Origin of the sequence: Pseudomonas sp. WC2 (assembly GCF_050586545.1) — a bacterium.
In the GTDB taxonomy this organism is placed as follows: Bacteria; Pseudomonadota; Gammaproteobacteria; order Pseudomonadales; family Pseudomonadaceae; genus Aquipseudomonas.
This window is the reverse complement of sequence record NZ_JBOBDR010000011.1, coordinates 149,597-169,838: the sequence shown is the minus strand read 5'-3', so window position 1 is coordinate 169,838 and position 20,242 is coordinate 149,597. Positions and strand designations below refer to the sequence as shown.

Annotated in this window: 18 protein-coding genes; 2 read left to right on the top strand and 16 right to left on the bottom strand. The window is 57.5% G+C overall.

Annotation, left to right across the window (positions count from 1 at the left end):
- Positions 1-4: 4 nt before the first annotated feature.
- The 4 genes from ACQ4OE_RS15635 to ACQ4OE_RS15620 all read right to left on the bottom strand — a co-directional run bounded on the left by ACQ4OE_RS15635 (position 5) and on the right by ACQ4OE_RS15620 (position 3,714).
- A complete protein-coding gene (locus tag ACQ4OE_RS15635; protein ID WP_430947144.1) occupies positions 5-733 on the bottom strand; it encodes a dienelactone hydrolase family protein in 729 nt (242 codons plus the stop codon).
- A gap of 68 nt (positions 734-801) precedes the next feature.
- Complete coding sequence (gene htpG, locus ACQ4OE_RS15630) at positions 802-2,706, bottom strand: molecular chaperone HtpG (protein ID WP_034156253.1); 1,905 nt, start codon at positions 2,704-2,706, stop codon at positions 802-804.
- A gap of 82 nt (positions 2,707-2,788) precedes the next feature.
- Positions 2,789-3,241 carry a PaaI family thioesterase gene (locus tag ACQ4OE_RS15625; RefSeq protein ID WP_430947143.1) on the bottom strand — a complete coding sequence of 151 codons (453 nt, stop codon included), beginning with the start codon at positions 3,239-3,241 and terminating at the stop codon, positions 2,789-2,791.
- Positions 3,238-3,714 carry a PaaI family thioesterase gene (locus tag ACQ4OE_RS15620; protein ID WP_430947142.1) on the bottom strand — a complete coding sequence of 159 codons (477 nt, stop codon included), beginning with the start codon at positions 3,712-3,714 and terminating at the stop codon, positions 3,238-3,240. Before ACQ4OE_RS15620 ends, ACQ4OE_RS15625 begins: the two co-directional genes overlap by 4 nt.
- 158 nt (positions 3,715-3,872) lie before the next feature.
- On the opposite strand from ACQ4OE_RS15620, the gene ACQ4OE_RS15615 reads away from it, so the two are divergent.
- Entirely contained in the window at positions 3,873-4,109 is a 237-nt protein-coding gene (locus ACQ4OE_RS15615; RefSeq protein WP_122593495.1) for a hypothetical protein, read from the top strand.
- 77 nt (positions 4,110-4,186) lie between these two features.
- Here the strand turns inward: ACQ4OE_RS15615 and ACQ4OE_RS15610 are convergent, their stop codons facing one another.
- The 12 genes from ACQ4OE_RS15610 to sdhC form a co-directional block, all read right to left on the bottom strand.
- Positions 4,187-4,588, bottom strand: a complete 402-nt coding sequence (locus ACQ4OE_RS15610; protein ID WP_158958531.1) for an MAPEG family protein — start codon at positions 4,586-4,588, stop codon at positions 4,187-4,189.
- A complete protein-coding gene (locus ACQ4OE_RS15605; protein WP_430947141.1) occupies positions 4,588-5,325 on the bottom strand; it encodes a DUF599 domain-containing protein in 738 nt (245 codons plus the stop codon). The genes ACQ4OE_RS15610 and ACQ4OE_RS15605 overlap by 1 nt, the downstream gene beginning before the upstream one ends.
- A 196-nt stretch (positions 5,326-5,521) precedes the next feature.
- Positions 5,522-6,835 carry a branched-chain amino acid transport system II carrier protein gene (gene brnQ, locus ACQ4OE_RS15600; protein ID WP_122593485.1) on the bottom strand — a complete coding sequence of 438 codons (1,314 nt, stop codon included), beginning with the start codon at positions 6,833-6,835 and terminating at the stop codon, positions 5,522-5,524.
- Between the two features lie 308 nt (positions 6,836-7,143).
- Positions 7,144-8,025: a succinate--CoA ligase subunit alpha gene (gene sucD / locus ACQ4OE_RS15595; RefSeq protein WP_008082972.1), complete on the bottom strand. Its 882-nt coding sequence runs from the start codon at positions 8,023-8,025 to the stop codon at positions 7,144-7,146.
- Positions 8,025-9,191, bottom strand: coding sequence for an ADP-forming succinate--CoA ligase subunit beta (gene sucC / locus ACQ4OE_RS15590; protein ID WP_007919879.1), 1,167 nt, complete (start codon positions 9,189-9,191; stop codon positions 8,025-8,027). The genes sucD and sucC overlap by 1 nt, the downstream gene beginning before the upstream one ends.
- A 182-nt stretch (positions 9,192-9,373) precedes the next feature.
- Positions 9,374-10,810 (bottom strand): dihydrolipoyl dehydrogenase, encoded by a 1,437-nt coding sequence (lpdA, locus tag ACQ4OE_RS15585; protein ID WP_034156249.1) that lies wholly within the window; start codon positions 10,808-10,810, stop codon positions 9,374-9,376.
- A gap of 97 nt (positions 10,811-10,907) precedes the next feature.
- Positions 10,908-12,131, bottom strand: a complete 1,224-nt coding sequence (gene odhB, locus ACQ4OE_RS15580; protein ID WP_077571706.1) for a 2-oxoglutarate dehydrogenase complex dihydrolipoyllysine-residue succinyltransferase — start codon at positions 12,129-12,131, stop codon at positions 10,908-10,910.
- Between the two features lie 42 nt (positions 12,132-12,173).
- A complete protein-coding gene (locus tag ACQ4OE_RS15575) occupies positions 12,174-15,005 on the bottom strand; it encodes a 2-oxoglutarate dehydrogenase E1 component (RefSeq protein WP_122593484.1) in 2,832 nt (943 codons plus the stop codon).
- 251 nt (positions 15,006-15,256) lie between these two features.
- Entirely contained in the window at positions 15,257-15,961 is a 705-nt protein-coding gene (locus ACQ4OE_RS15570; protein ID WP_003223007.1) for a succinate dehydrogenase iron-sulfur subunit, read from the bottom strand.
- Between the two features lie 11 nt (positions 15,962-15,972).
- Positions 15,973-17,745 (bottom strand): succinate dehydrogenase flavoprotein subunit, encoded by a 1,773-nt coding sequence (gene sdhA, locus ACQ4OE_RS15565; RefSeq protein WP_122593482.1) that lies wholly within the window; start codon positions 17,743-17,745, stop codon positions 15,973-15,975.
- A 3-nt stretch (positions 17,746-17,748) separates the two neighbouring features.
- Positions 17,749-18,117, bottom strand: a complete 369-nt coding sequence (gene sdhD, locus ACQ4OE_RS15560) for a succinate dehydrogenase, hydrophobic membrane anchor protein (RefSeq protein WP_003222999.1) — start codon at positions 18,115-18,117, stop codon at positions 17,749-17,751.
- Positions 18,111-18,485: a succinate dehydrogenase, cytochrome b556 subunit gene (sdhC, locus tag ACQ4OE_RS15555; RefSeq protein ID WP_016773673.1), complete on the bottom strand. Its 375-nt coding sequence runs from the start codon at positions 18,483-18,485 to the stop codon at positions 18,111-18,113. Before sdhC ends, sdhD begins: the two co-directional genes overlap by 7 nt.
- A gap of 363 nt (positions 18,486-18,848) precedes the next feature.
- Between sdhC and gltA the strand changes: the two genes are divergently transcribed.
- Positions 18,849-20,138 (top strand): citrate synthase, encoded by a 1,290-nt coding sequence (gene gltA, locus ACQ4OE_RS15550; protein ID WP_007919904.1) that lies wholly within the window; start codon positions 18,849-18,851, stop codon positions 20,136-20,138.
- Positions 20,139-20,242: the final 104 nt, after the last annotated feature.

The window sequence follows — 20,242 nt, the reverse complement described above, 5'->3', positions numbered from 1 at the left end:
TCAATCAACCTTTAAACACTTCATCCAGCAAATCATGCATCGACTTGAACGCGCGCTTGGCGGTCTTCTCGTCGTACATCATCTTGCCCGGCACATTGGCATGCGGGTCAGTGAATGAGTGCACTGCACCGCCATAGCTGAGCAACTGCCAATCGACCTTCGCCGCGTTCATCTCGTCTTCAAACGCCGGCAATTGCTCCTTCGGCACCAACGGATCGGAAGCACCGTGCAGCACCAATACCGAGCCCTTGATGTTCTGCGCATCCGCAGGATTCGGCGAATCCAGCGTGCCGTGGAACGACACCGCCGCTTTCACCGGCGCGCCAGTGCGGGCCAAGTCCAGCGCGCAGCAACCGCCGAAGCAGAAACCGAACACCGCCAGTTTCGCAGTATCGACCGCCGCTTCGCCTTGCTTCTGCAACTGCTCGAACGCTGCCTGCATACGCTTGCGCAGCAACGCGCGATCATCCTTCAACGGCATCATCGCCGCGCCCGCCTGATCAGCGTTTTGCGGACGCACCGCCTGACCATAGACGTCAGCGATCAGCACCACGTAGCCCTTGGCCGCCACCGATTTGGCGATCTCTTCGGCACCGGCGCTGACGCCCATCCAGTTCGGCGCCATCAACAAACCCGGAAGCGCGCCTTTGTGCTCGGCGTCGAACGCCAAACGACCTTCATAAGGCTGGCCGTCGATCTGATAGACCACGGAACGTACAGTGACTTGGCTCATTTCTGACTCCTGATTTGTTAAACACCAGAATGAAAAAACCCGCCGAAGCGGGTTTTTCTACGACTTGGTTAAACCGACAGCTCAACCAGCAGCTTGTTCAGACGGCGCACATAAGCCGCCGGATCTTTCAAGCTGTCGCCGGCAGCCAGGGCTGCCTGATCGAAGAGGATGTGCGACAGGTCGCCAAAACGCTCTTCGCTCTGCTCGCCGTCGAGTTTCTCGATCAGCGGGTGGCTTGGGTTGAATTCGAAGATTGGCTTCGAATCCGGAACCTTCTGACCGCTGGCTTCGAGGATCTGACGCATTTGCAGACCCAGATCCTGTTCGCCGATGGCCAGAATGGCTGGCGAATCGGTCAGACGATGGGATACGCGGACTTCCGCCACCGAATCGCCCAGCGCGGTTTTCAGACGCTCAACCAGACCTTCTTTGGACTTGGCGACTTCTTCTGCGGCTTTCTTGTCCTCTTCCGAGTCCAGGTTGCCCAGATCGAGATCACCGCGTGCCACGTCGACAAAGGTCTTGCCGTCGAACTCGCTGAGGTAGCTCATCAGCCACTCGTCGATGCGGTCGGTCAGCAGCAGCACTTCGATGCCTTTCTTGCGGAAGACTTCCAGGTGCGGGCTGTTCTTGACCTGCGCGTAGGTTTCGCCGGTGAGGTAGTAGATCTTGTCCTGACCTTCCTTGGCGCGGGCCAGGTAGTCGGCCAGACCAACGATCTGCTCGCCGTCGTCGCCATTGGTCGATGCGAAACGCAGCAGACCGGCAATTTTTTCCTTGTTGGCGAAATCTTCTGCCGGGCCTTCTTTCATGACCTGGCCGAAGTTTTTCCAGAAGCCCTTGTATTGCTCAGGCTCGTTCTTCGCCAGTTTTTCCAGCATGTCGAGCACACGCTTGGTCAGCGCGGTTTTCATCGAGTCGATGATCGGGTCTTTCTGCAGGATCTCGCGCGACACGTTCAGCGACAGGTCGTTTGAATCGACCACACCTTTGATGAAGCGCAGGTACAGCGGCAGGAACGACTCGGCCTGATCCATGACGAACACGCGTTGCACGTACAGCTTCAGGCCTTTCGGCGCTTCACGCTGGTACAGGTCGAACGGTGCGCGGGCCGGCACGTACAGCAGCGAGCTGTATTCGAGCTTGCCTTCGACTTTGTTATGGCTCCAGGCCAGCGGATTTTCAAAGTCGTGAGCGATGTGCTTGTAGAACTCCTGGTATTCCTCGTCCTTCACTTCAGTGCGAGGGCGAGTCCACAGGGCGCTGGCGCGGTTGACGGTTTCCCATTCAACAGCCGGAGCCTCTTCGCCTTCAGCGGCAGCCGCTTCTTTCGGCAGCTCGATCGGCAATGCGATGTGGTCGGAGTACTTCTTGATGATGTTGCGCAGACGCCAGCCATCGGCGAATTCGTCTTCAGCGGCTTTCAGGTGCAGGACGATTCGGGTGCCGCGCTCTGGCTTGTCGATGGTGGCGACTTCGAACTCGCCCTCGCCTTTCGACGACCAGTGCACGCCTTCGCTGGCCGGAGTGCCGGCGCGACGGGAATACACATCAACCTGGTCGGCAACAATGAACGCCGAGTAGAAGCCCACACCGAACTGGCCGATCAGGTGCGAATCTTTTTTCTGATCGCCCGAGAGATTCTTCATGAAATCGGCGGTGCCGGACTTGGCGATGGTACCCAAGTGGGTAATCACGTCGTCACGGTTCATGCCGATACCGTTGTCTTCGAGGGTGACGGTCTTGGCGTCTTTGTCGAAGCTCACGCGGATTTTCAGATCAGCGCCACCTTCGAGCAACTCTGGCTTGGCCAGGGCTTCGAAGCGCAGCTTGTCGACAGCGTCAGAGGCGTTCGAGATCAATTCGCGAAGGAAGATTTCCTTGTTGGAATACAGCGAATGGATCATGAGGTGCAGCAGCTGCTTTACCTCGGTCTGGAAGCCCAGGGTTTCCTTTTGAGTTTCCACACTCATGGTCATCAAACTCCAATCAGATGGCAGTGGCCGCGACCCGAAATGGTCGGCGGCGGGTTGTCTTGTGAGTTTGGGGCGCTGTTCAGGATTTCAAGGGCTCATCGATTTTGAAGTGAGCACGAGCGGTGGCAATCGGTTCGCTTTCGGTGCTTTGCCAGGCTGTGATCGCCACGTTGGCCACTCGGCGCCCCTGGCGGCACACCTGACATTTGGCCCAAGTATCGCGAAACTGCCCGGCGCGCAGATAATCGAGGGAGAAATCGATGATCTTCGGCACGCCCGGCGTTTCGGTGAAAATCAGCAAATGCAGGGCCGCTGCCAACTCCATGAACCCAGCAATCACGCCGCCGTGGATCGCTGGCAATAAAGGGTTACCAATGTTGTCCTTGTTGGCCGGCAGCTTGAACAGCAATTCATCGCCGACGCGTGAACATTCGATGCCGATCAGTCCCGCATAGGGAATCAGCTGCAACAGCGGCGCGTAGTCGCCCTGAGCGTGAGCCTGCTGCAACTGTTGTTTCAGGTCTTCGCTCACGGGCGACCTCCCTTGATTGCGCCACCGAATCCTTTGGTGCCTCTGAGGCCCTTGCCCATGCGCATGAACGTACCGACGACATGAGCGATCGGCTGGTCGGGATCATCCTGATAGGCGAAACCGCGAGCGAAGATCACATCGGTGGTTACGCGGTAGCACTGGGCGAAGCCGTACACATCTTTATGGGGTTCGGCGGCGTGCATGTAGTCGATGCGCAGATCGAGCGTCGGGCAGACCTCGAATTCCGGCAGAACGCACAGCGTCGACATGCCGCAAGCGGTGTCCATCAACGAGGTAATGGCCCCGCCATGGATCACGCCGGTCTGCGGGTTGCCGACAATCTTTTCGCTGTACGGCAGGATCACCGTCAGCCCTTCGGTGGAGGCGCTGTGAACGCGCAATCCGAGTACCTGACAGTGGCGCAGCGCGGAAAGAAAGCGCGTCGCACGCTCAAAAACGGGGTTTTCGGCCATTTGATAATTACTCTCGTTAGAGCCATTTGCCAGTAGTAAGCAATACAGCAAAAGTTCCACCTGAAAACAAACTTATATATCTGAAAGAAATGAGGAACTTAACCTTCCGCACAGAGTTCTTAAGGCCAGTAGTTATTTTCCATAAGGAGAAACACCCCATGCGTAAGACTTTTGCTGTTGCCTTGATGTTGACCGCTTCCCTCGGTCTCGCTGCCTGCGATAAAAAATCCGAGGACAAAGCTCAAGATGCTAACCAACATGCTGAGCAAGCTCAGCAAGACATGAACAAAGCTCAGGATAAAGTGAACGACGCTGCGAAAGAAAACGCTGAAGCTGCCAAAGCTCAGGCTGAATCGAACCAAGCCGCACAAGAAGAAGCAGCCAAGAAGCAATAATTTGCTTTCTGCTGCTGAAAAAAGAAAACCCGCGAAGTGCGGGTTTTCTTTTGCCTGGGATTTAACGGCAATGCCGGTTAGAGCAACACAGTTCTAAAAGTCGGACTAATCATCAGCAACAACGAACACACTAAGCCAACAAACCAGACCAGGCTGCGCAGCGATGGCTGATCAGCCAGGTAAAGCCACAAATAGAGAATCCGAGCGATCACGAAGATGATCGCCAATGTATCGATCAACCACCCCGCCGTCTGTGTGGTGTGCGCCATCAGCACCCCCACCGCAAACAACATGAACGCTTCAATACTGTTCTGGTGGGCCGCCAGCGCCCTGGCGCCGTAACCCGTGAGTTGCGCCTGCTGCTGACGCGGCGTGTGGTTGTCGTAACCGCCCTGCTCTTTCATGGCCTTGGCCACCGGCATGCGCGCCACATAGATCAACAAAGCACTGATAAACACACACCAGAACGGAATACTCATCAAGCGGCCTCTTTGTTCGCCTCGGGAATGGGCGCCTCTGTAGGGGTATAGACCATTACGTCGAGAACGTCGGAATGAAACTCGCGGCGGTACAGCACCACGACCACCCCAGCACTCATCATCATGAACAGCCACGGGCTGACGAACCACGCCAGCATGCTCATGCCGAAGTAGTAAGCGCGCAGGCCGAAGTTGAACTGGTTGGCCGCCATCGAAATAACCCGCGCCGCCCGCAAGGCGAAGGCTTTGCGCTCCTGCTCCGACACCTGCCGCTCACCGATCATCGGCGCCGATCCCACCAACACGGCGGCGAAGTTGTATTGACGCATACACCAGCTGAACGTGAAGAAGGCGTAGACAAACACCATGGCCAGGCACAGCAGCTTTATCTCCGACATGCCCTGCGAGGCCTGCTGCACCATCGGGATATCCGCCAGCAACGAGACTGCCCGCTCTGACGCCCCGAGCACAGTGAGAATGCCGGCCAGAATGATCAACGTGCTGGAGGCGAAGAACGAGGCGTTGCGCTCCAGATTGCCGATCACGCTGGCGTCGGCGATGCGGTTGTCACGCAGCAGCATGCGGCGCATCCAGTCTTCGCGATACAGGTGCAACACGCTGGCCAGGCAGGCCGTATCGCGAGCCTTCCACGAGGCATAACGGGTGTAACCGCCCCAGCAGATGACGAACCAGACAGCGGCGAGCAAGTGGATCAGATTGGCTTGGATGAACGACATGCAATTCCTTGTGAGAGGTGAACACTGTCTATGTGAGAGCGAGCTTGCTTGCTCTCACATAAAAATATGGCACCCCTTCGACGTTAGCTCAGGGAAAAAGACACTGCCTGACACCCATAAAAAATGCCCCGTATCGATTGATACGGGGCATTTCTGTTTAAGCGTTGAGGACCCGCTCGTGGCGGGTCAGCCAACGTCAGGCAACGGCTTCGCTGCGCTTGCCCAGCAGACGATCGCAAACCACTGCAACCACCAGGGTCATCACGCACGGCACCAGCCACGCCAGGCCTTGCTCGCTCAGCGGCAGGTGCGACAGCTGAGTTGGCATCCAGTCAGCCAGACCGGCGCCTTTCAGCGCGTCGATGCTGCCGAAGACGAACGACACCAGCATCACCGGGCCAAGAATGCGCCCGTGTTCATGCCAGAAATCTTTGCAGAAGCTCAGCGCGACCAGAACGATGCACGGCGGATAGATCGCGGTCAGTACCGGGATCGAGAACGCGATCAGCTTGGTCAGACCGAGGTTGGACACCAGCAGCGAGAACGCCGCGAGGATGATCACCAGCGTCTTGTACGACAGCGGCAGCACACGGCTGAAGTATTCGGCGCAAGCGCAGGTCAGGCCCACGGCCGTCACCAGACACGCCAACGAGATCAGCACGGCGAGGAAACCGCTGCCCAGCGAACCAAAGGTGTGCTGAACATAGGCGTGCAGTACCGCTGCGCCGTTGGTTGCGCCGACCGCTACTTCATGGCTGCCGGAACCGAGGCGGAACAGGCTGACATAGACCAACGCCAGACCGACACCGGCGATCAAACCAGCGATGATCGCGTAACGGGTGATCAACTTCGGCGACTCGACACCACGGGAGCGGATCGCGTTGACGATGACGATACCGAATACCAGTGCGCCCAGAGTATCCATGGTCAGGTAACCATTGATGAAGCCTTGGGAGAACGGCGCCGCAACGTATTCCGGCGTGCCGTGACCGATGTCACCTGCCGGCAAGGCAAATGCAGCGATACCCAAGACTGCCAGCGCGATGATCTTCAGCGGCGCGAGGAAACGGCCGACTGTGTCCAGCAAACGGCCCGGGTAGAGCGAGATGAAGAACACCAGCAGGAAGTACACCGAGCTGTAGAGGAACAGCGCCAGCGGGCTCTCTCCGGTCAGCGGTGCCAGACCTACTTCGAAAGATACGGTCGCGGTACGCGGGGTGGCGAACAACGGACCGACTGCCAGATAGCACGCCGCCGCCAGAATGCCGCCAGCGACTTTACCGATCGGGCTGCTCAACGCATCCATCGCCCCGCCGACCTTGGCCAGCGCAACGACGGTGATCACCGGTAAACCGACTGCGGTGATCAGAAAGCCTAGCGCGGCCATCCAGACGTGAGGTCCGGCCTGCAAGCCAACGATCGGCGGGAAGATGATGTTGCCGGCCCCAACGAACAGGGCAAATGTCATAAAGCCAAGTGCCAGGATGTCCTGACCTTTCAAAACTTTCATTAAGGTAATACCACACTGCTGAAATCGGAATTTAGAGGGGGATTGCCCTGTGTAATTAGGGAAATGCTGTCGATCCGTATGGGACTGACCCTTAAAGCGCGTTGCATGCCTTGTGGGCGGCAGACGCAAAAATGGCTGCTAGCCTAACGAATTTGCTGTGCAAACGCACTGTTAGAGGGCGAACTATCCGATACGCGACGTTTCCGTGTCGCGTTTACGTATCTATTTTTCATCTTCTGATCTGCAGAAACGACAAAGGCCACCCGAAGGTGGCCTTTGTTTGGTGACGCGTCAGCTAAGCGCGAGGCTTACTTGACAGCCCAACCAGTCAGCTCGGCCAGGGCCTTGCCGATGTCTGCCAGCGAACGCACGGTTTTAACGCCTGCGTCTTGCAGCGCAGCGAATTTCTCGTCTGCAGTGCCTTTGCCGCCAGAGATGATTGCGCCAGCATGGCCCATGCGCTTGCCCGGAGGAGCAGTCACACCAGCGATGTAGGAAACAACCGGCTTGGTCACGTGTGCCTTGATGTAGGCAGCCGCTTCTTCTTCAGCCGAACCGCCGATCTCACCGATCATGACGATCGCTTCGGTCTTCGGGTCTTCCTGGAACAGCTTCAGGATGTCGATGAAGTTCGAACCCGGGATCGGGTCACCACCGATGCCGACGCAAGTCGACTGACCGAAACCGGCGTCAGTGGTCTGCTTCACAGCTTCGTAGGTCAGGGTGCCGGAACGCGAAACGATACCGACCTTGCCTGGCAAGTGAATGTGACCTGGCATGATGCCGATCTTGCACTCGCCCGGAGTGATAACGCCTGGGCAGTTAGGGCCGATCAGGACTACGCCCAGCTCGTCGCACTTAACTTTAGCGTCCAGCATGTCCAGGGTAGGAATGCCTTCGGTGATGCAAACGATCAGCTTGATGCCGCCGAATGCCGCTTCCAGGATCGAATCTTTGCAGAAAGGAGCCGGAACGTAGATCACGGAAGCAGTAGCGCCGGTGGCTTCTACTGCGTCTTTAACGGTGTTGAACACTGGCAGACCCAGGTGCTCGGTGCCGCCTTTGCCAGGAGTAACGCCACCAACCATCTTGGTGCCGTATTCGATGGCTTGCTGGGTGTGGAAACTACCTTGCGAACCGGTAATACCCTGGCAGATAACTTTGGTGTCTTTATTGATCAGGACGCTCATTATTTGCCCTCCGCAGCTTTGACAACTTGTTGAGCAGCGTCGGTCAGGCTGGTAGCAGCGATGATGTTCAAACCGCTTTCTGCCAGTACTTTAGCGCCCAGCTCAGCGTTGTTGCCTTCAAGGCGAACAACAACCGGGATTTTCACGCCGACTTCTTTCACAGCGCCGATGATGCCTTCGGCAATCATGTCGCAGCGAACGATGCCGCCGAAGATGTTGACCAGTACTGCAGCGACGTTGGTGTCGGACAGGATGATCTTGAACGCTTCAGTTACGCGTTCTTTGGTAGCGCCACCACCTACGTCGAGGAAGTTGGCTGGCTTGCCGCCATGCAGGTTGACGATGTCCATGGTACCCATGGCCAGGCCAGCACCGTTGACCATGCAGCCGATGTTGCCTTCCAGTGCTACGTAGTTCAGTTCGAACTTGGCAGCGTGCGCTTCGCGCGGATCGTCTTGCGACGGATCGTGGAAAGTCTTCAGCTTAGGCTGACGATACATTGCGTTGGCGTCGATGTTGATCTTGGCGTCCAGGCAGTGCAGATCGCCGTCAGCCTTGATCACCAGCGGGTTCACTTCCAGCAGAGCCAGGTCGTGATCTTTGAACAGTTTGGCCAGACCTACGAAGATCTTGGCGAACTGAGCAACCTGCTTGCCTTCCAGACCCAGCTGGAATGCCAGCTCGCGACCCTGGAATGGCTGAGCGCCAACCAGTGGATCGATAGTGGCCTTGAGAATTTTTTCTGGAGTGTCGTGAGCGATTTTCTCGATGTCCACGCCACCTTCGGTGGAAGCCATGAACACGATGCGACGGCTCGAACGGTCAACGACAGCGCCCAGGTACAGCTCTTTAGCGATATCAGTGCACGATTCAACCAGGATCTTGGTGACTGGCTGGCCATTGGCGTCAGTCTGGTAAGTCACCAGACGCTTGCCCAGCCACTGCTGTGCGAAGGCTTTGGCGTCTTCTTTGCTGCGAACCAGCTTAACGCCGCCCGCTTTACCGCGACCACCGGCGTGGACTTGGGCTTTGACAACCCACTCACTGCCGCCGATTTTATCGCAAGCTTCTGCTGCTGCTTCCGGGGTGTCTACTGCGTAACCAGTGGAAACTGGCAGGCCGTATTCAGCGAACAGCTGCTTACCCTGATACTCGTGAAGATTCATGCTTTTTACCGTCTTCGTTAGGTACTGCGCATTCGGCGCTGCGCTCATTTGAGTGCCGCGCCACCTGTGACTGCTGCTTGCGTAGCTGAGCTACGCAAGACTGCGTCCAGCGGACATTCCGCGGTGAGACTTGCTCGCAAGGCTCACGACGGGCCGTTACCGCCGTGGTTTCTTATTGTCTGTTAACGCTTTTTGCGGTTGGCAATGTGGATGGCGCCGCCATTCACAGCCAAAGCAGCTTCGTGCAAGGCTTCAGACAGGGTCGGATGGGAGAAAACCATCATGCCCAGGTCTTCAGCGCTGGTGCCGAATTCCATACCGATCGCGCCCTGCTGAACCAGTTCTGCAGCGCTCGGGCCAATCACGTGCACGCCCAATACGCGGTCAGTCTTGGCATCAGCGATGACCTTGACGAAACCACCGGTATCGTTAGCGGCCATGGCACGGCCGGAAGCGGCGAACGGGAAGGTGCCGACGTTAACTTCAACGCCCTCAGCTTTCAAGGCCTGCTCGGTTTTGCCAACCCACGCGATTTCCGGGTGAGTATAAATAACCGAAGGGATCAGGTCATAGTTCATCTGGGCTTTGTGACCCTTGATGCGCTCGACAACCATGATGCCTTCTTCCGATGCCTTGTGAGCCAGCATCATGCCGCGAACCACGTCACCAATGGCGAAAACGCCCGGTACGGTGGTCGCGCAGTGATCGTCAACGTGCACGAAACCGCGCTCGTCGAGGGTCACGCCGCTGTCGGAAGCCAGCAGATCAGTGGTCACCGGACGGCGACCAACGGCTACGATCAGCTTGTCGAAAGTGATGGTCTGTTCGCCGTTGGCATCGGTGTAGTTCACAACGACTTCGTCGCCGTTCACTTTCGAGCCGGTCACGCGAGCGCCCAGTTTGATGTCCAGACCTTGTTTGGTCAGGGTTTTCAGCGCTTCCTTGGAAACAGCGGTGTCCGCTGCCATCAGGAACGTGTCCAGAGCTTCGAGGACAACCACTTCCGAACCCAGACGCGACCATACCGAACCCAGTTCCAGACCGATCACGCCAGCGCCGATCACGCCCAGACGTTTAGGTACGGTTTGGAATTCCAGAGCGCCAGTCGAATCGACGATGACTTTCTGATCAACCGGAGCCGGTGGAATGTCGATTGGACGCGAACCTGGAGCCAGGATGACGTTTTCAGCTTCGATGACTTCAACCGAGCCGTCTGGCTTGGTGACTTCGACTTTCTTGCCCGCCAGCAGTTTGCCGTGGCCCTGGATCGAAGTAACGCCGTTGGCCTTGAACAGAGTGGCAACGCCGCCGGTCAGGTTCTTGACGATGCCAGCCTTGCGGCCAACCATCGCAGCGACGTCCATTTTGACTTCGCCAGTCGAGATACCGTGAACGTTGAAGCTTTCTTTCGCTTCCTTGTATTTCCAGGAGCTGTCGAGCAGTGCCTTGGAAGGAATGCAGCCCACGTTCAGGCAGGTGCCGCCCAGGGCTTGCTTGCCTTCAGCGTCGGTGTACTTCTCGATGCAGGCAGTGGTCAGACCCAGCTGCGCCGCCTTGATGGCAGCCACGTAGCCACCAGGGCCAGCACCGATCACTACTACGTCAAATTTCTGCGACATTCAAAAAATCCTCTTTAGCGAAAAGCTTCAAGCCGCGCGCTCCAAGCCAAGCTGCCCTTTCCTGCAGCTTGCAACTTGAAGCCCGCGACTGCTTCTATCAGATATCCAGCAACAGACGCGCCGGATCTTCCAGCAGGTTCTTGATGGTCACCAGGAAGGTCACAGCTTCTTTGCCATCGATCAGACGGTGATCGTAGGACAGTGCCAGGTACATCATCGGACGGATAACGACCTGACCGTTGATGGCCATAGGACGCTGGATGATGTTGTGCATGCCCAGAATCGCTGCCTGTGGCGGGTTGACGATCGGGGTCGACATCATCGAACCGAAGGTACCACCGTTGGTGATGGTGAAGGTACCACCGGTCATCTCGTCCATCGACAGTTTGCCGTCACGGGCTTTTTTGCCGAATGTTGCGATGCCGCCTTCGATTTCAGCCAGGCTCATCAGTTCGGCGTTACGCAGAACCGGAACAACCAGGCCACGATCGCTGGAAACGGCAACGCCGATGTCCGCATAGCCGTGGTAAACGATGTCGCCGCCGTCGATCGACGCGTTGACAGCCGGGAAGCGTTTCAGCGCTTCGGTAGCAGCCTTGACGAAGAACGACATGAAGCCCAGGCGTACGCCGTTGTGGGACTTCTCGAACAGATCCTTGTACTTCGAACGCAGGGCCATGACTTCAGTCATGTCGACTTCGTTGAAAGTGGTCAGCATCGCCATGTTCGACTGTGCTTCAACCAGACGCTTGGCCACAGTGGCGCGAACGCGGGTCATCGGTACGCGCTTCTCGATGCGGTCGCCAGCGGCGAACACAGGAGCAGCAGCCGAAGGAGCAGCAGCCTTGGCAGGTGCGGCAGCCGGAGCGGCTTTCTTGGCAGCAACAGCAGCAACCACGTCTTCCTTGGTCACACGACCGCCCTTGCCAGTGCCGGCAACGGAAGCGATGTTGATACCGTTTTCTTCAGCCAGCTTGCGCGCAGCAGGAGCAGCAACAGGATCGTCTTCGCCTTCGGCAGCAGCCGGTGCAGCGGCAGCAGCGGCCGGAGCAGCAGCGGCGGCTGGAGCAGCGGCAGCAGCGCCGCCCGCTTCGATGGAGCCCAGCACTTCGTCGGACAGAACGGTGTCGCCTTCGTTCTTGACGATTGCGCCCAGCACGCCATCGGCGGTAGCCAGAACTTCCAGTACGACTTTGTCAGTTTCGATGTCGACGATCAGGTCGTCACGCTTGACGGCGTCGCCCGGTTGTTTGTGCCAGGTGGCAACGGTGCCATCGGCAACCGATTCCGGGAAAGTGGGGGCTTTGATCTCGATAGCCATTATCTGTAGTTCCTTAAATTCGGTTTCAGGTGCGCGAAGGCATTAAATGGTAAACGCGGCTTGCAGGAGTTTTTCCTGCTGCTCGGCGTGCATCGATGCGTAACCACAAGCTGGGGCAGCAGAAGCCTCACGGCCCGCGTACTCAAGTACGAGAGACTTGTCGAGGTTACCGATGCTGCGACGCAAGTGGTGCTGGCTGCAGTACCAGGCGCCCTGGTTCATCGGCTCTTCCTGGCACCAAACGGCATTTTTGACGTTGGTGTACGGAGCCAGGACTTCTTTCAAGTCGTCCTCAGGGAACGGGTACAGCTGCTCGATACGCACGATGGCGATATCTTCACGGCCTTCGGCACGGCGTTTTTCCAGCAGGTCGTAGTAGACCTTGCCGCTACACAGAACAACACGCTCGACCTTTTTCGGGTCCAGTGCATCGATTTCCGGGATCACGGTCTGGAACGAACCTTCGGCCAGATCTTCCAGGGTCGAGATGGCCAGCTTGTGGCGCAGCAGCGACTTCGGCGTCAGCACGATCAACGGTTTGCGCAACGGACGAATCACCTGACGACGCAGCAAGTGGTAGATCTGTGCCGGCGTGGTCGGAACGGCTACCTGAATGTTGTGCTCGGCGCACAGTTGCAGGTAACGCTCAAGACGTGCCGAGCTGTGCTCAGGGCCCTGACCTTCGTAACCGTGTGGCAGCAACATGGTCAGACCGCAGAGACGGCCCCACTTGTGCTCGCCGCTGGTAATGAACTGGTCGATCACAACCTGTGCACCGTTGGCGAAGTCGCCGAACTGCGCTTCCCAGATCACCAGCGCATCCGGCGTGGTGGTCGAGTAACCGTATTCGAATGCCAGTACCGCTTCTTCCGACAGGAACGAGTCGTACAGGTCAAAACGTGGCTGACCGTCGTACAGGTGCTGCAGAGGAATGTAGGTGCCCGCGTCTTTCTGGTTGTGCAACACAGCGTGACGGTGCGAGAACGTACCGCGGCCGATGTCCTGACCGGTCATGCGGATCGGGTGACCTTCGAACGCCAGGGTCGCGTACGCCATGGTTTCGGCGTAACCCCAGTTGATCGGCAGGCCGCCGGCTTGCATCTTCTGACGGTCTTCGTAGATCTTCGACACCTGACGCTGAACCACGAAGCCTTCCGGAATTTCCAGCAGCTTGGCGGACAGTTCCTGCAGGGTTTTCAGATCAAAGCGAGTGTCGTGACGCGCAGTCCAGGCGTGGCCCAGATACGGACGCCAGTCCACGAACAGCTCTTTGTTCGGCTCTTTGACCAGCGACTTCACGACGTGCAAACCGTTGTCCAGCGCGTTGCGGTATTCGTCGACTTTCGCCTGAACACGCTCTGCGTCGAGAACACCGCCCTGGGTCAGACGATCAGCGTACAGCTCACGGGTGGTGCGCTGTTTGGTGATCTGCTGATACATCAGAGGCTGGGTGCCGCTTGGTTCGTCGGCTTCGTTGTGGCCGCGACGACGGTAGCAGACCAGATCGATCACCACGTCACGCTTGAACTGCATGCGGTAGTCGATGGCCAACTGGGTCACGAACAACACGGCTTCCGGATCATCACCATTCACATGGAGGATCGGCGCCTGGATCATCTTGGCAACGTCGGTGGCGTACTCGGTGGAACGCGAGTCCAGCGGGTTGCTGATGGTGAAACCGACCTGGTTGTTGATCACGATGTGCACGGTACCGCCGGTCTTGAAACCGCGGGTCTGCGACATCTGGAAGGTTTCCATGACCACGCCCTGACCGGCGAACGCCGCGTCACCGTGGATGGAGATCGGCAGAACCTTCTCGCCAGTGGCGTCATTACGACGATCCTGACGGGCGCGAACCGAACCTTCGACCACCGGGGAAACGATTTCCAGGTGGGACGGGTTGAACGCCATGGCCAGGTGAACTTCACCGCCGGCGGTCATCACGTTGGACGAGAAGCCCTGGTGGTATTTAACGTCACCGGAACCCAGCTCGACCTTCTTCTTGCCTTCGAACTCGTCGAACAGCTCGCGCGGGTTCTTGCCGAAGGTGTTGACCAGCACGTTCAGACGGCCACGGTGGGCCATGCCGATGACGACTTCCTTGGTGCCGTAGGAACCGGAACGCTGGATCAGCTCGTCGAGCATCGGAATCAGGCTTTCGCCGCCTTCCAGACCGAAACGCTTGGTGCCCGGGTATTTGGTGCCCAGGTATTTTTCCAGGCCTTCACCGGCCGTCACACGCTCAAGCAGGTGGCTCTTGATGTCGGCGGAGTACGTCGGACGACCACGCACGCTTTCCAGACGCTGCTGGAACCACTGGCGCTGCTCGGAATCGGTGATGTGCGTAAATTCAGCGCCGATGGTGCGGCAATATGTCTGCTGCAACGCTTCGTGAATTTCGCGTAGGCTCGCTTCCTCTTTGCCGATGAACAGGTCGCCGGCACGGAAGGTCGTATCAAGATCGGCATTGGTCAAGCCGTAATGATTGATCGACAGGTCTGCAGGTGCAGGACGCTGCCACAGCCCCAGCGGGTCAAGCTGGGCTGCCTGGTGGCCACGCATACGGTAGGCCTGGATCAATCGCAGCACTTCAACTTGCTTCTTCTCGTGCTCACTGCTCACGCTGCCGGCGGAAACCGGTTGGGCGCGGCGCTGGTTCTTTGCCAGCAGCACGAAATGATCGCGAATTGTCGAGTGCGAAACATCAGTGGCAGAGTTGCCGTCGGCAGGCAACTTCTGAAAGTAGGTGCGCCACTCTTCTGGCACAGCGTTAGGGTCGTGCAGGTAGAGCTCATAAAGCTCTTCCACATAGGCAGCGTTTCCACCTGAAAGGTAGGCGCTGTTCCACATGCGCTGCATCACGCTTTCTTGCATGCTTGGTCACCCTCGGTTAGGGGAACACCATCGGTGTCGACACCGAGCAAACTTGCAGAAGTCCGAATGCAGCGACTAAAACAAGCCACTTAGGATCACACTGATAGTCCGGGTACCAGCCCGGATGCCCCTGCTTGTCTCATTTCTTCAAAATAAGAGCGGCAGCTTGTGGCTACTGCTCTGGTTATAGCCATGACGCGGGTTGAAGCCCGCGCCACAGCCTCTACGGTGCAGCGGTTACAGCAGCTGAATCACACGCCGCTCGAAAGCAGCATGTTACGGATGTGACCGATGGCCTTAGTCGGGTTCAGGCCCTTCGGACATACGTTGACGCAGTTCATGATGCCCCGGCAGCGGAATACGCTGAACGGGTCATCGAGCGAAGCCAGACGCTCGCTGGTCTTGGTGTCACGGCTGTCTGCCAGGAAGCGATAGGCTTGCAGCAGCGCAGCTGGACCCAGGAACTTGTCCGGGTTCCACCAGAAGGACGGGCAAGAGGTCGAGCAGCAAGCGCACAGGATGCACTCGTACAGACCGTCGAGCTTTTCGCGCTCTTCTGGCGACTGCAGACGCTCGATGGCCGGAGCCGGCGTGTCGTTCTGCAGGTAAGGCTTCACCTTCTCGTATTGCTTGTAGAAGATGCTCATATCGACGACCAGGTCACGGATAACCGGCAAACCTGGCAGCGGACGAACGATCAACTTGTTGCCTTTTACAACGGCGGACAGCGGCGTGATGCATGCCAGACCGTTCTTGCCGTTGATGTTCATGCCGTCGGAACCGCAGACGCCTTCACGGCAAGAGCGACGATAGGAGAAACCCTCGTCCTGCTCTTTGATCAGGGCCAGCACGTCCAGCACCATCAGGTCTTTACCACCGGTATCGACCTGGAATTCCTGCATGAACGGCGCAGCGTCCTGATCAGGGTTGTAGCGATAAACACTGACTTGCAACATGGCGGTCACCCTTAATAAGTCCGGACTTTAGGTTCGAAAGTCGGAACAGTCTTCGGCGAGAAGTTCACGGCACGCTTGGTGACGCGCTTGTCACCCGGGAAGTACAGGGTGTGGCACAGCCAGTTTTCGTCGTCACGATCTTCGAAGTCTTCACGGGCGTGAGCGCCGCGCGACTCTTTACGTACTTCGGCCGCGATGGCGGTAGCTTCAGCCACTTCCAGCAGGTTTTGCAGTTCCAGCGCTTCGATACGCGCAGTGTTGAACGCCTGCGACTTATCGTTGATCTTCACGTTGGCGATGCGGGCACGCAGGTCAGCAAGCTGAGCGATACCTTTCTGCATGTATTCGCCGGTACGGAATACGCCGAAGTAGTTCTGCATGCAGCTTTGCAGCTCGCGACGCAGGGTAGCAACGTCTTCACCGTCGGTACGGTTGTTCAGCGCGTTCAGGCGCGACAGGGCAGCTTCAATGTCGGCTTCGGTAGCGTCGTCGTATTCGATGCCGTCGGTCAGCGCTTTTTCCAGGTGCAGACCAGCAGCACGGCCGAATACCACCAGGTCGAGCAGCGAGTTGCCGCCCAGACGGTTGGCACCGTGAACCGATACGCAAGCCACTTCACCTACCGCGAACAGACCCGGAATGATCTGGTCCACGCCTTCGGCGTTCTGGGTGATCGCCTGGCCGTGAATGTTGGTGGCAACGCCGCCCATCATATAGTGGCAAGTCGGAACAACCGGAACCGGCGCAACCACCGGGTCAACGTGAGCGAAAGTCTTCGACAGTTCGCAGATGCCTGGCAGACGGCTGTGCAGCACTTCCTCGCCCAAGTGGTCGAGTTTGAGCATTACGTGGTCGCCATTCGGACCGCAACCGTTGCCGGCGATGATTTCCTTAACCATCGAACGGGCAACTACGTCACGACCGGCAAGGTCTTTGGCGTTCGGAGCATAACGCTCCATGAAACGCTCGCCGTGCTTGTTGATCAGGTAACCACCTTCACCACGGCAACCTTCTGTAACCAGTACACCAGCGCCGGCGATGCCGGTCGGGTGGAACTGCCACATTTCGATGTCTTGTACCGGAACGCCAGCACGCAGAGCCATGCCGACGCCGTCACCGGTGTTGATCAGGGCATTGGTAGTGGAAGCGTAGATACGACCAGCACCGCCGGTAGCCAATACGGTGGCTTTCGCGCGGATGTAGGAAGTCTCGCCAGTTTCGATGCAGATCGCGATCACACCGACGAAGTCGCCTTCCTGGTTCTTCACCAGATCGACAGCGTAGTACTCGTTCAGGAACGTGGTACCGGCTTTCAGGTTGCCCTGATAAAGGGTGTGCAGCAGTGCGTGGCCGGTACGGTCGGAAGCCGCGCAAGTACGCGCAGCCTGGCCGCCTTTGCCGTAGTCCTTGGACTGACCACCGAATGGACGCTGGTAGATACGGCCTTGCTCGGTACGCGAGAACGGCAGACCCATGTGGTCCAGCTCAAAAACCGCGGCCGGGCCTTCCTGACACATGTATTCGATCGCGTCCTGGTCACCGATGTAGTCGGAGCCCTTGACGGTATCGTACATGTGCCAGCGCCAGTCATCGTTCGGGTCAGCAGACGCGATCGCGCAAGTGATGCCGCCCTGAGCGGATACAGTGTGCGAACGGGTCGGGAAAACCTTGGTGATCACGGCAGTCTTGTGACCGCCCTGTGCCAGTTGCAGCGCAGCGCGCATGCCGGCTCCGCCACCACCAATAATGATGGCGTCGAAAGAAATCGTTGGAATGTTAGCCATGACTCAGATACCCCAGAGAATCTGCACACCCCAGACGAAGTAAGCGAACATCGCAACGCCGCATACTGCCTGGAAAAGGAAACGTATCGCCGTTGCGGACTTGCCGAACGCCATTGGCGTCAGGTAGTCAGTCGCGATGGTCCACATGCCGACCCAGGCGTGAGCGCCCAGAGCAACAAGGGCCAGGAGGCTGAAAATACGCATCCCGTTGTGGGCGAACAGTTCATGCCACTGGGCATACTCGAGGCCAGGATGGGCCACGACGTATCCGATCAGAAAGATGAAGTAAGCCGCGAGAACGACCGCAGACACACGTTGCGCCATCCAGTCATAGAGGCCCGAACGCGACAGGTTCGTGACGTTAGTTACCATATCCAAACTCCTGCCAGAACGATTACCACCACGGAAACGGCGATAACGATTTTCGAGCCCAGCTTGCCGCCTTCCAGCGTCTCACCGATGCCCATGTCCATGATCAAATGGCGCACACCGGCTACCAAGTGATACAGCAGAGCGGACAGGATGCCCCAAATCACTAGCTTGGCTAGCGGACTGGTCAGACACGCTTTCACCTGACCGAAGCCTTCCTCGGAGCTCAGCGACTTGTCCAATGCATAAAGCATGATGGCAAGGCACACGAAGAGGATGACACCGGAGATACGGTGAAGAATGGACGTGTAAGCAGTGACTGGGAGTTTGATGGTCCTTAGGTCTAGGTTTACAGGTCGTTGGCTTTTCACGGCTTTTTTTTCACACTGAAGAGCCCCTAACAATCAGGGCAAAGTTGTTGGGGAGTGCACTGGTCAGGTAACCACCACCCAGGGATGCGACCCCCAATGAAAGCAAGCCCAAAAGCCCTTGGCGGTCGGTGGCCGAGTATAGACAGTTAGGCTACTAATGACAACGCAATCACCTACCCCCAATAGCTGATTGCACAAGTTGCATAAAAGGCGTAAATGGCAGGCAATTTCGAGGAAAAAGTACGCTTAAAGCCTTCTGGAGCAAGACTTTAGGCAAATTGACATTCGAATTTATCTCACTATAGTGGTGCGGGCCCTGCGTGGGGGGTCTGTCTGATGGTTCAAGCATAAATAGGAGGCCACATGGCTGACAAAAAAGCGCAGTTGATCATCGAGGGCGCAGCCCCCGTCGAGCTGCCCATTTTAACCGGCACCGTTGGTCCCGATGTAATCGATGTTCGGGGCCTGACGGCCACGGGCCGCTTCACTTTCGACCCGGGTTTCATGTCGACCGCCTCGTGCGAATCGAAGATTACCTATATTGACGGCGACAACGGCATTCTGTTGCACCGCGGCTACCCGATCGAACAGCTGGCTGAAAAGTCGGACTACCTGGAAACCTGCTACCTGCTGCTCAACGGCGAACTGCCGACCGCAGAACAGAAGGCCCAGTTCGTCAGCACCGTGAAAAACCACACCATGGTTCACGAGCAGCTGAAAACCTTCTTCAACGGCTTCCGTCGCGACGCCCATCCAATGGCCGTCATGTGCGGTGTAGTCGGCGCCCTCTCGGCCTTCTACCACGACTCCCTCGACATCAATAACCCGCAGCATCGCGAAATCTCCGCGATCCGCCTGGTTGCCAAGATGCCGACCCTGGCAGCGATGGTTTACAAGTACTCCATGGGCCAACCCATGATGTACCCGCGCAACGACCTGACGTACGCGGAAAACTTCCTGCACATGATGTTCAACACCCCGTGCGAGATCAAACCGATCAGCCCGGTGCTCGCCAAGGCCATGGACCGGATCTTCATCCTCCATGCCGACCACGAGCAGAACGCATCGACCTCTACCGTGCGCCTGGCCGGTTCTTCGGGTGCCAACCCGTTCGCCTGTATCGCCGCCGGTATCGCCGCACTGTGGGGCCCTGCTCACGGCGGTGCGAACGAAGCTGTTCTGACCATGCTTGACGAAATTGGCGATGTGTCGAACATCGACAAGTTCATCGCCAAGGCCAAGGACAAGAACGATCCGTTCAAACTGATGGGCTTCGGTCACCGCGTTTACAAGAACCGCGATCCTCGCGCGACTGTAATGAAGCAGACCTGCGACGAAGTACTGAAAGAACTGGGTATCAACAACGATCCGCAACTCGAACTGGCCATGCGCCTGGAAGAGATCGCGTTGACCGACCCGTACTTCATCGAACGCTCGCTGTACCCGAACGTCGATTTCTACTCGGGGATCATCCTCAAGGCGATCGGCATTCCGACCAGCATGTTCACGGTGATTTTCGCGCTGGCACGTACTGTTGGCTGGATTTCGCACTGGAAAGAAATGCTCTCCAGCCCGTACAAGATTGGCCGTCCGCGCCAGTTGTATACCGGTTATGAGTCGCGTGATATTTCCAAGCTGGAAGACCGCAAATAAGATCTGTCTTGCGATAGGTTCTTAAGTTGTATCGGGAACGGCCTCTATTTATGTAGGGGCCGTTTTTGTTTGTTTGGTCTCAGCGGCCTGTGGGCCGACTGGAT

Coding starts and splice junctions, on each gene's coding strand:
- ACQ4OE_RS15635 (WP_430947144.1), bottom strand. CDS start 733: ATGAGCCAAGTCACTGTACGTTCCGTGGTCTATCAGATCGACGGCCAG.
- htpG (WP_034156253.1), bottom strand. CDS start 2,706: ATGAGTGTGGAAACTCAAAAGGAAACCCTGGGCTTCCAGACCGAGGTA.
- ACQ4OE_RS15620 (WP_430947142.1), bottom strand. CDS start 3,714: ATGGCCGAAAACCCCGTTTTTGAGCGTGCGACGCGCTTTCTTTCCGCG.
- ACQ4OE_RS15615 (WP_122593495.1), top strand. CDS start 3,873: ATGCGTAAGACTTTTGCTGTTGCCTTGATGTTGACCGCTTCCCTCGGT.
- ACQ4OE_RS15610 (WP_158958531.1), bottom strand. CDS start 4,588: ATGAGTATTCCGTTCTGGTGTGTGTTTATCAGTGCTTTGTTGATCTAT.
- ACQ4OE_RS15605 (WP_430947141.1), bottom strand. CDS start 5,325: ATGTCGTTCATCCAAGCCAATCTGATCCACTTGCTCGCCGCTGTCTGG.
- brnQ (WP_122593485.1), bottom strand. CDS start 6,835: ATGAAAGTTTTGAAAGGTCAGGACATCCTGGCACTTGGCTTTATGACA.
- sucD (WP_008082972.1), bottom strand. CDS start 8,025: ATGAGCGTCCTGATCAATAAAGACACCAAAGTTATCTGCCAGGGTATT.
- sucC (WP_007919879.1), bottom strand. CDS start 9,191: ATGAATCTTCACGAGTATCAGGGTAAGCAGCTGTTCGCTGAATACGGC.
- lpdA (WP_034156249.1), bottom strand. CDS start 10,810: ATGTCGCAGAAATTTGACGTAGTAGTGATCGGTGCTGGCCCTGGTGGC.
- odhB (WP_077571706.1), bottom strand. CDS start 12,131: ATGGCTATCGAGATCAAAGCCCCCACTTTCCCGGAATCGGTTGCCGAT.
- ACQ4OE_RS15575 (WP_122593484.1), bottom strand. CDS start 15,005: ATGCAAGAAAGCGTGATGCAGCGCATGTGGAACAGCGCCTACCTTTCA.
- ACQ4OE_RS15570 (WP_003223007.1), bottom strand. CDS start 15,961: ATGTTGCAAGTCAGTGTTTATCGCTACAACCCTGATCAGGACGCTGCG.
- sdhA (WP_122593482.1), bottom strand. CDS start 17,745: ATGGCTAACATTCCAACGATTTCTTTCGACGCCATCATTATTGGTGGT.
- sdhD (WP_003222999.1), bottom strand. CDS start 18,117: ATGGTAACTAACGTCACGAACCTGTCGCGTTCGGGCCTCTATGACTGG.
- gltA (WP_007919904.1), top strand. CDS start 18,849: ATGGCTGACAAAAAAGCGCAGTTGATCATCGAGGGCGCAGCCCCCGTC.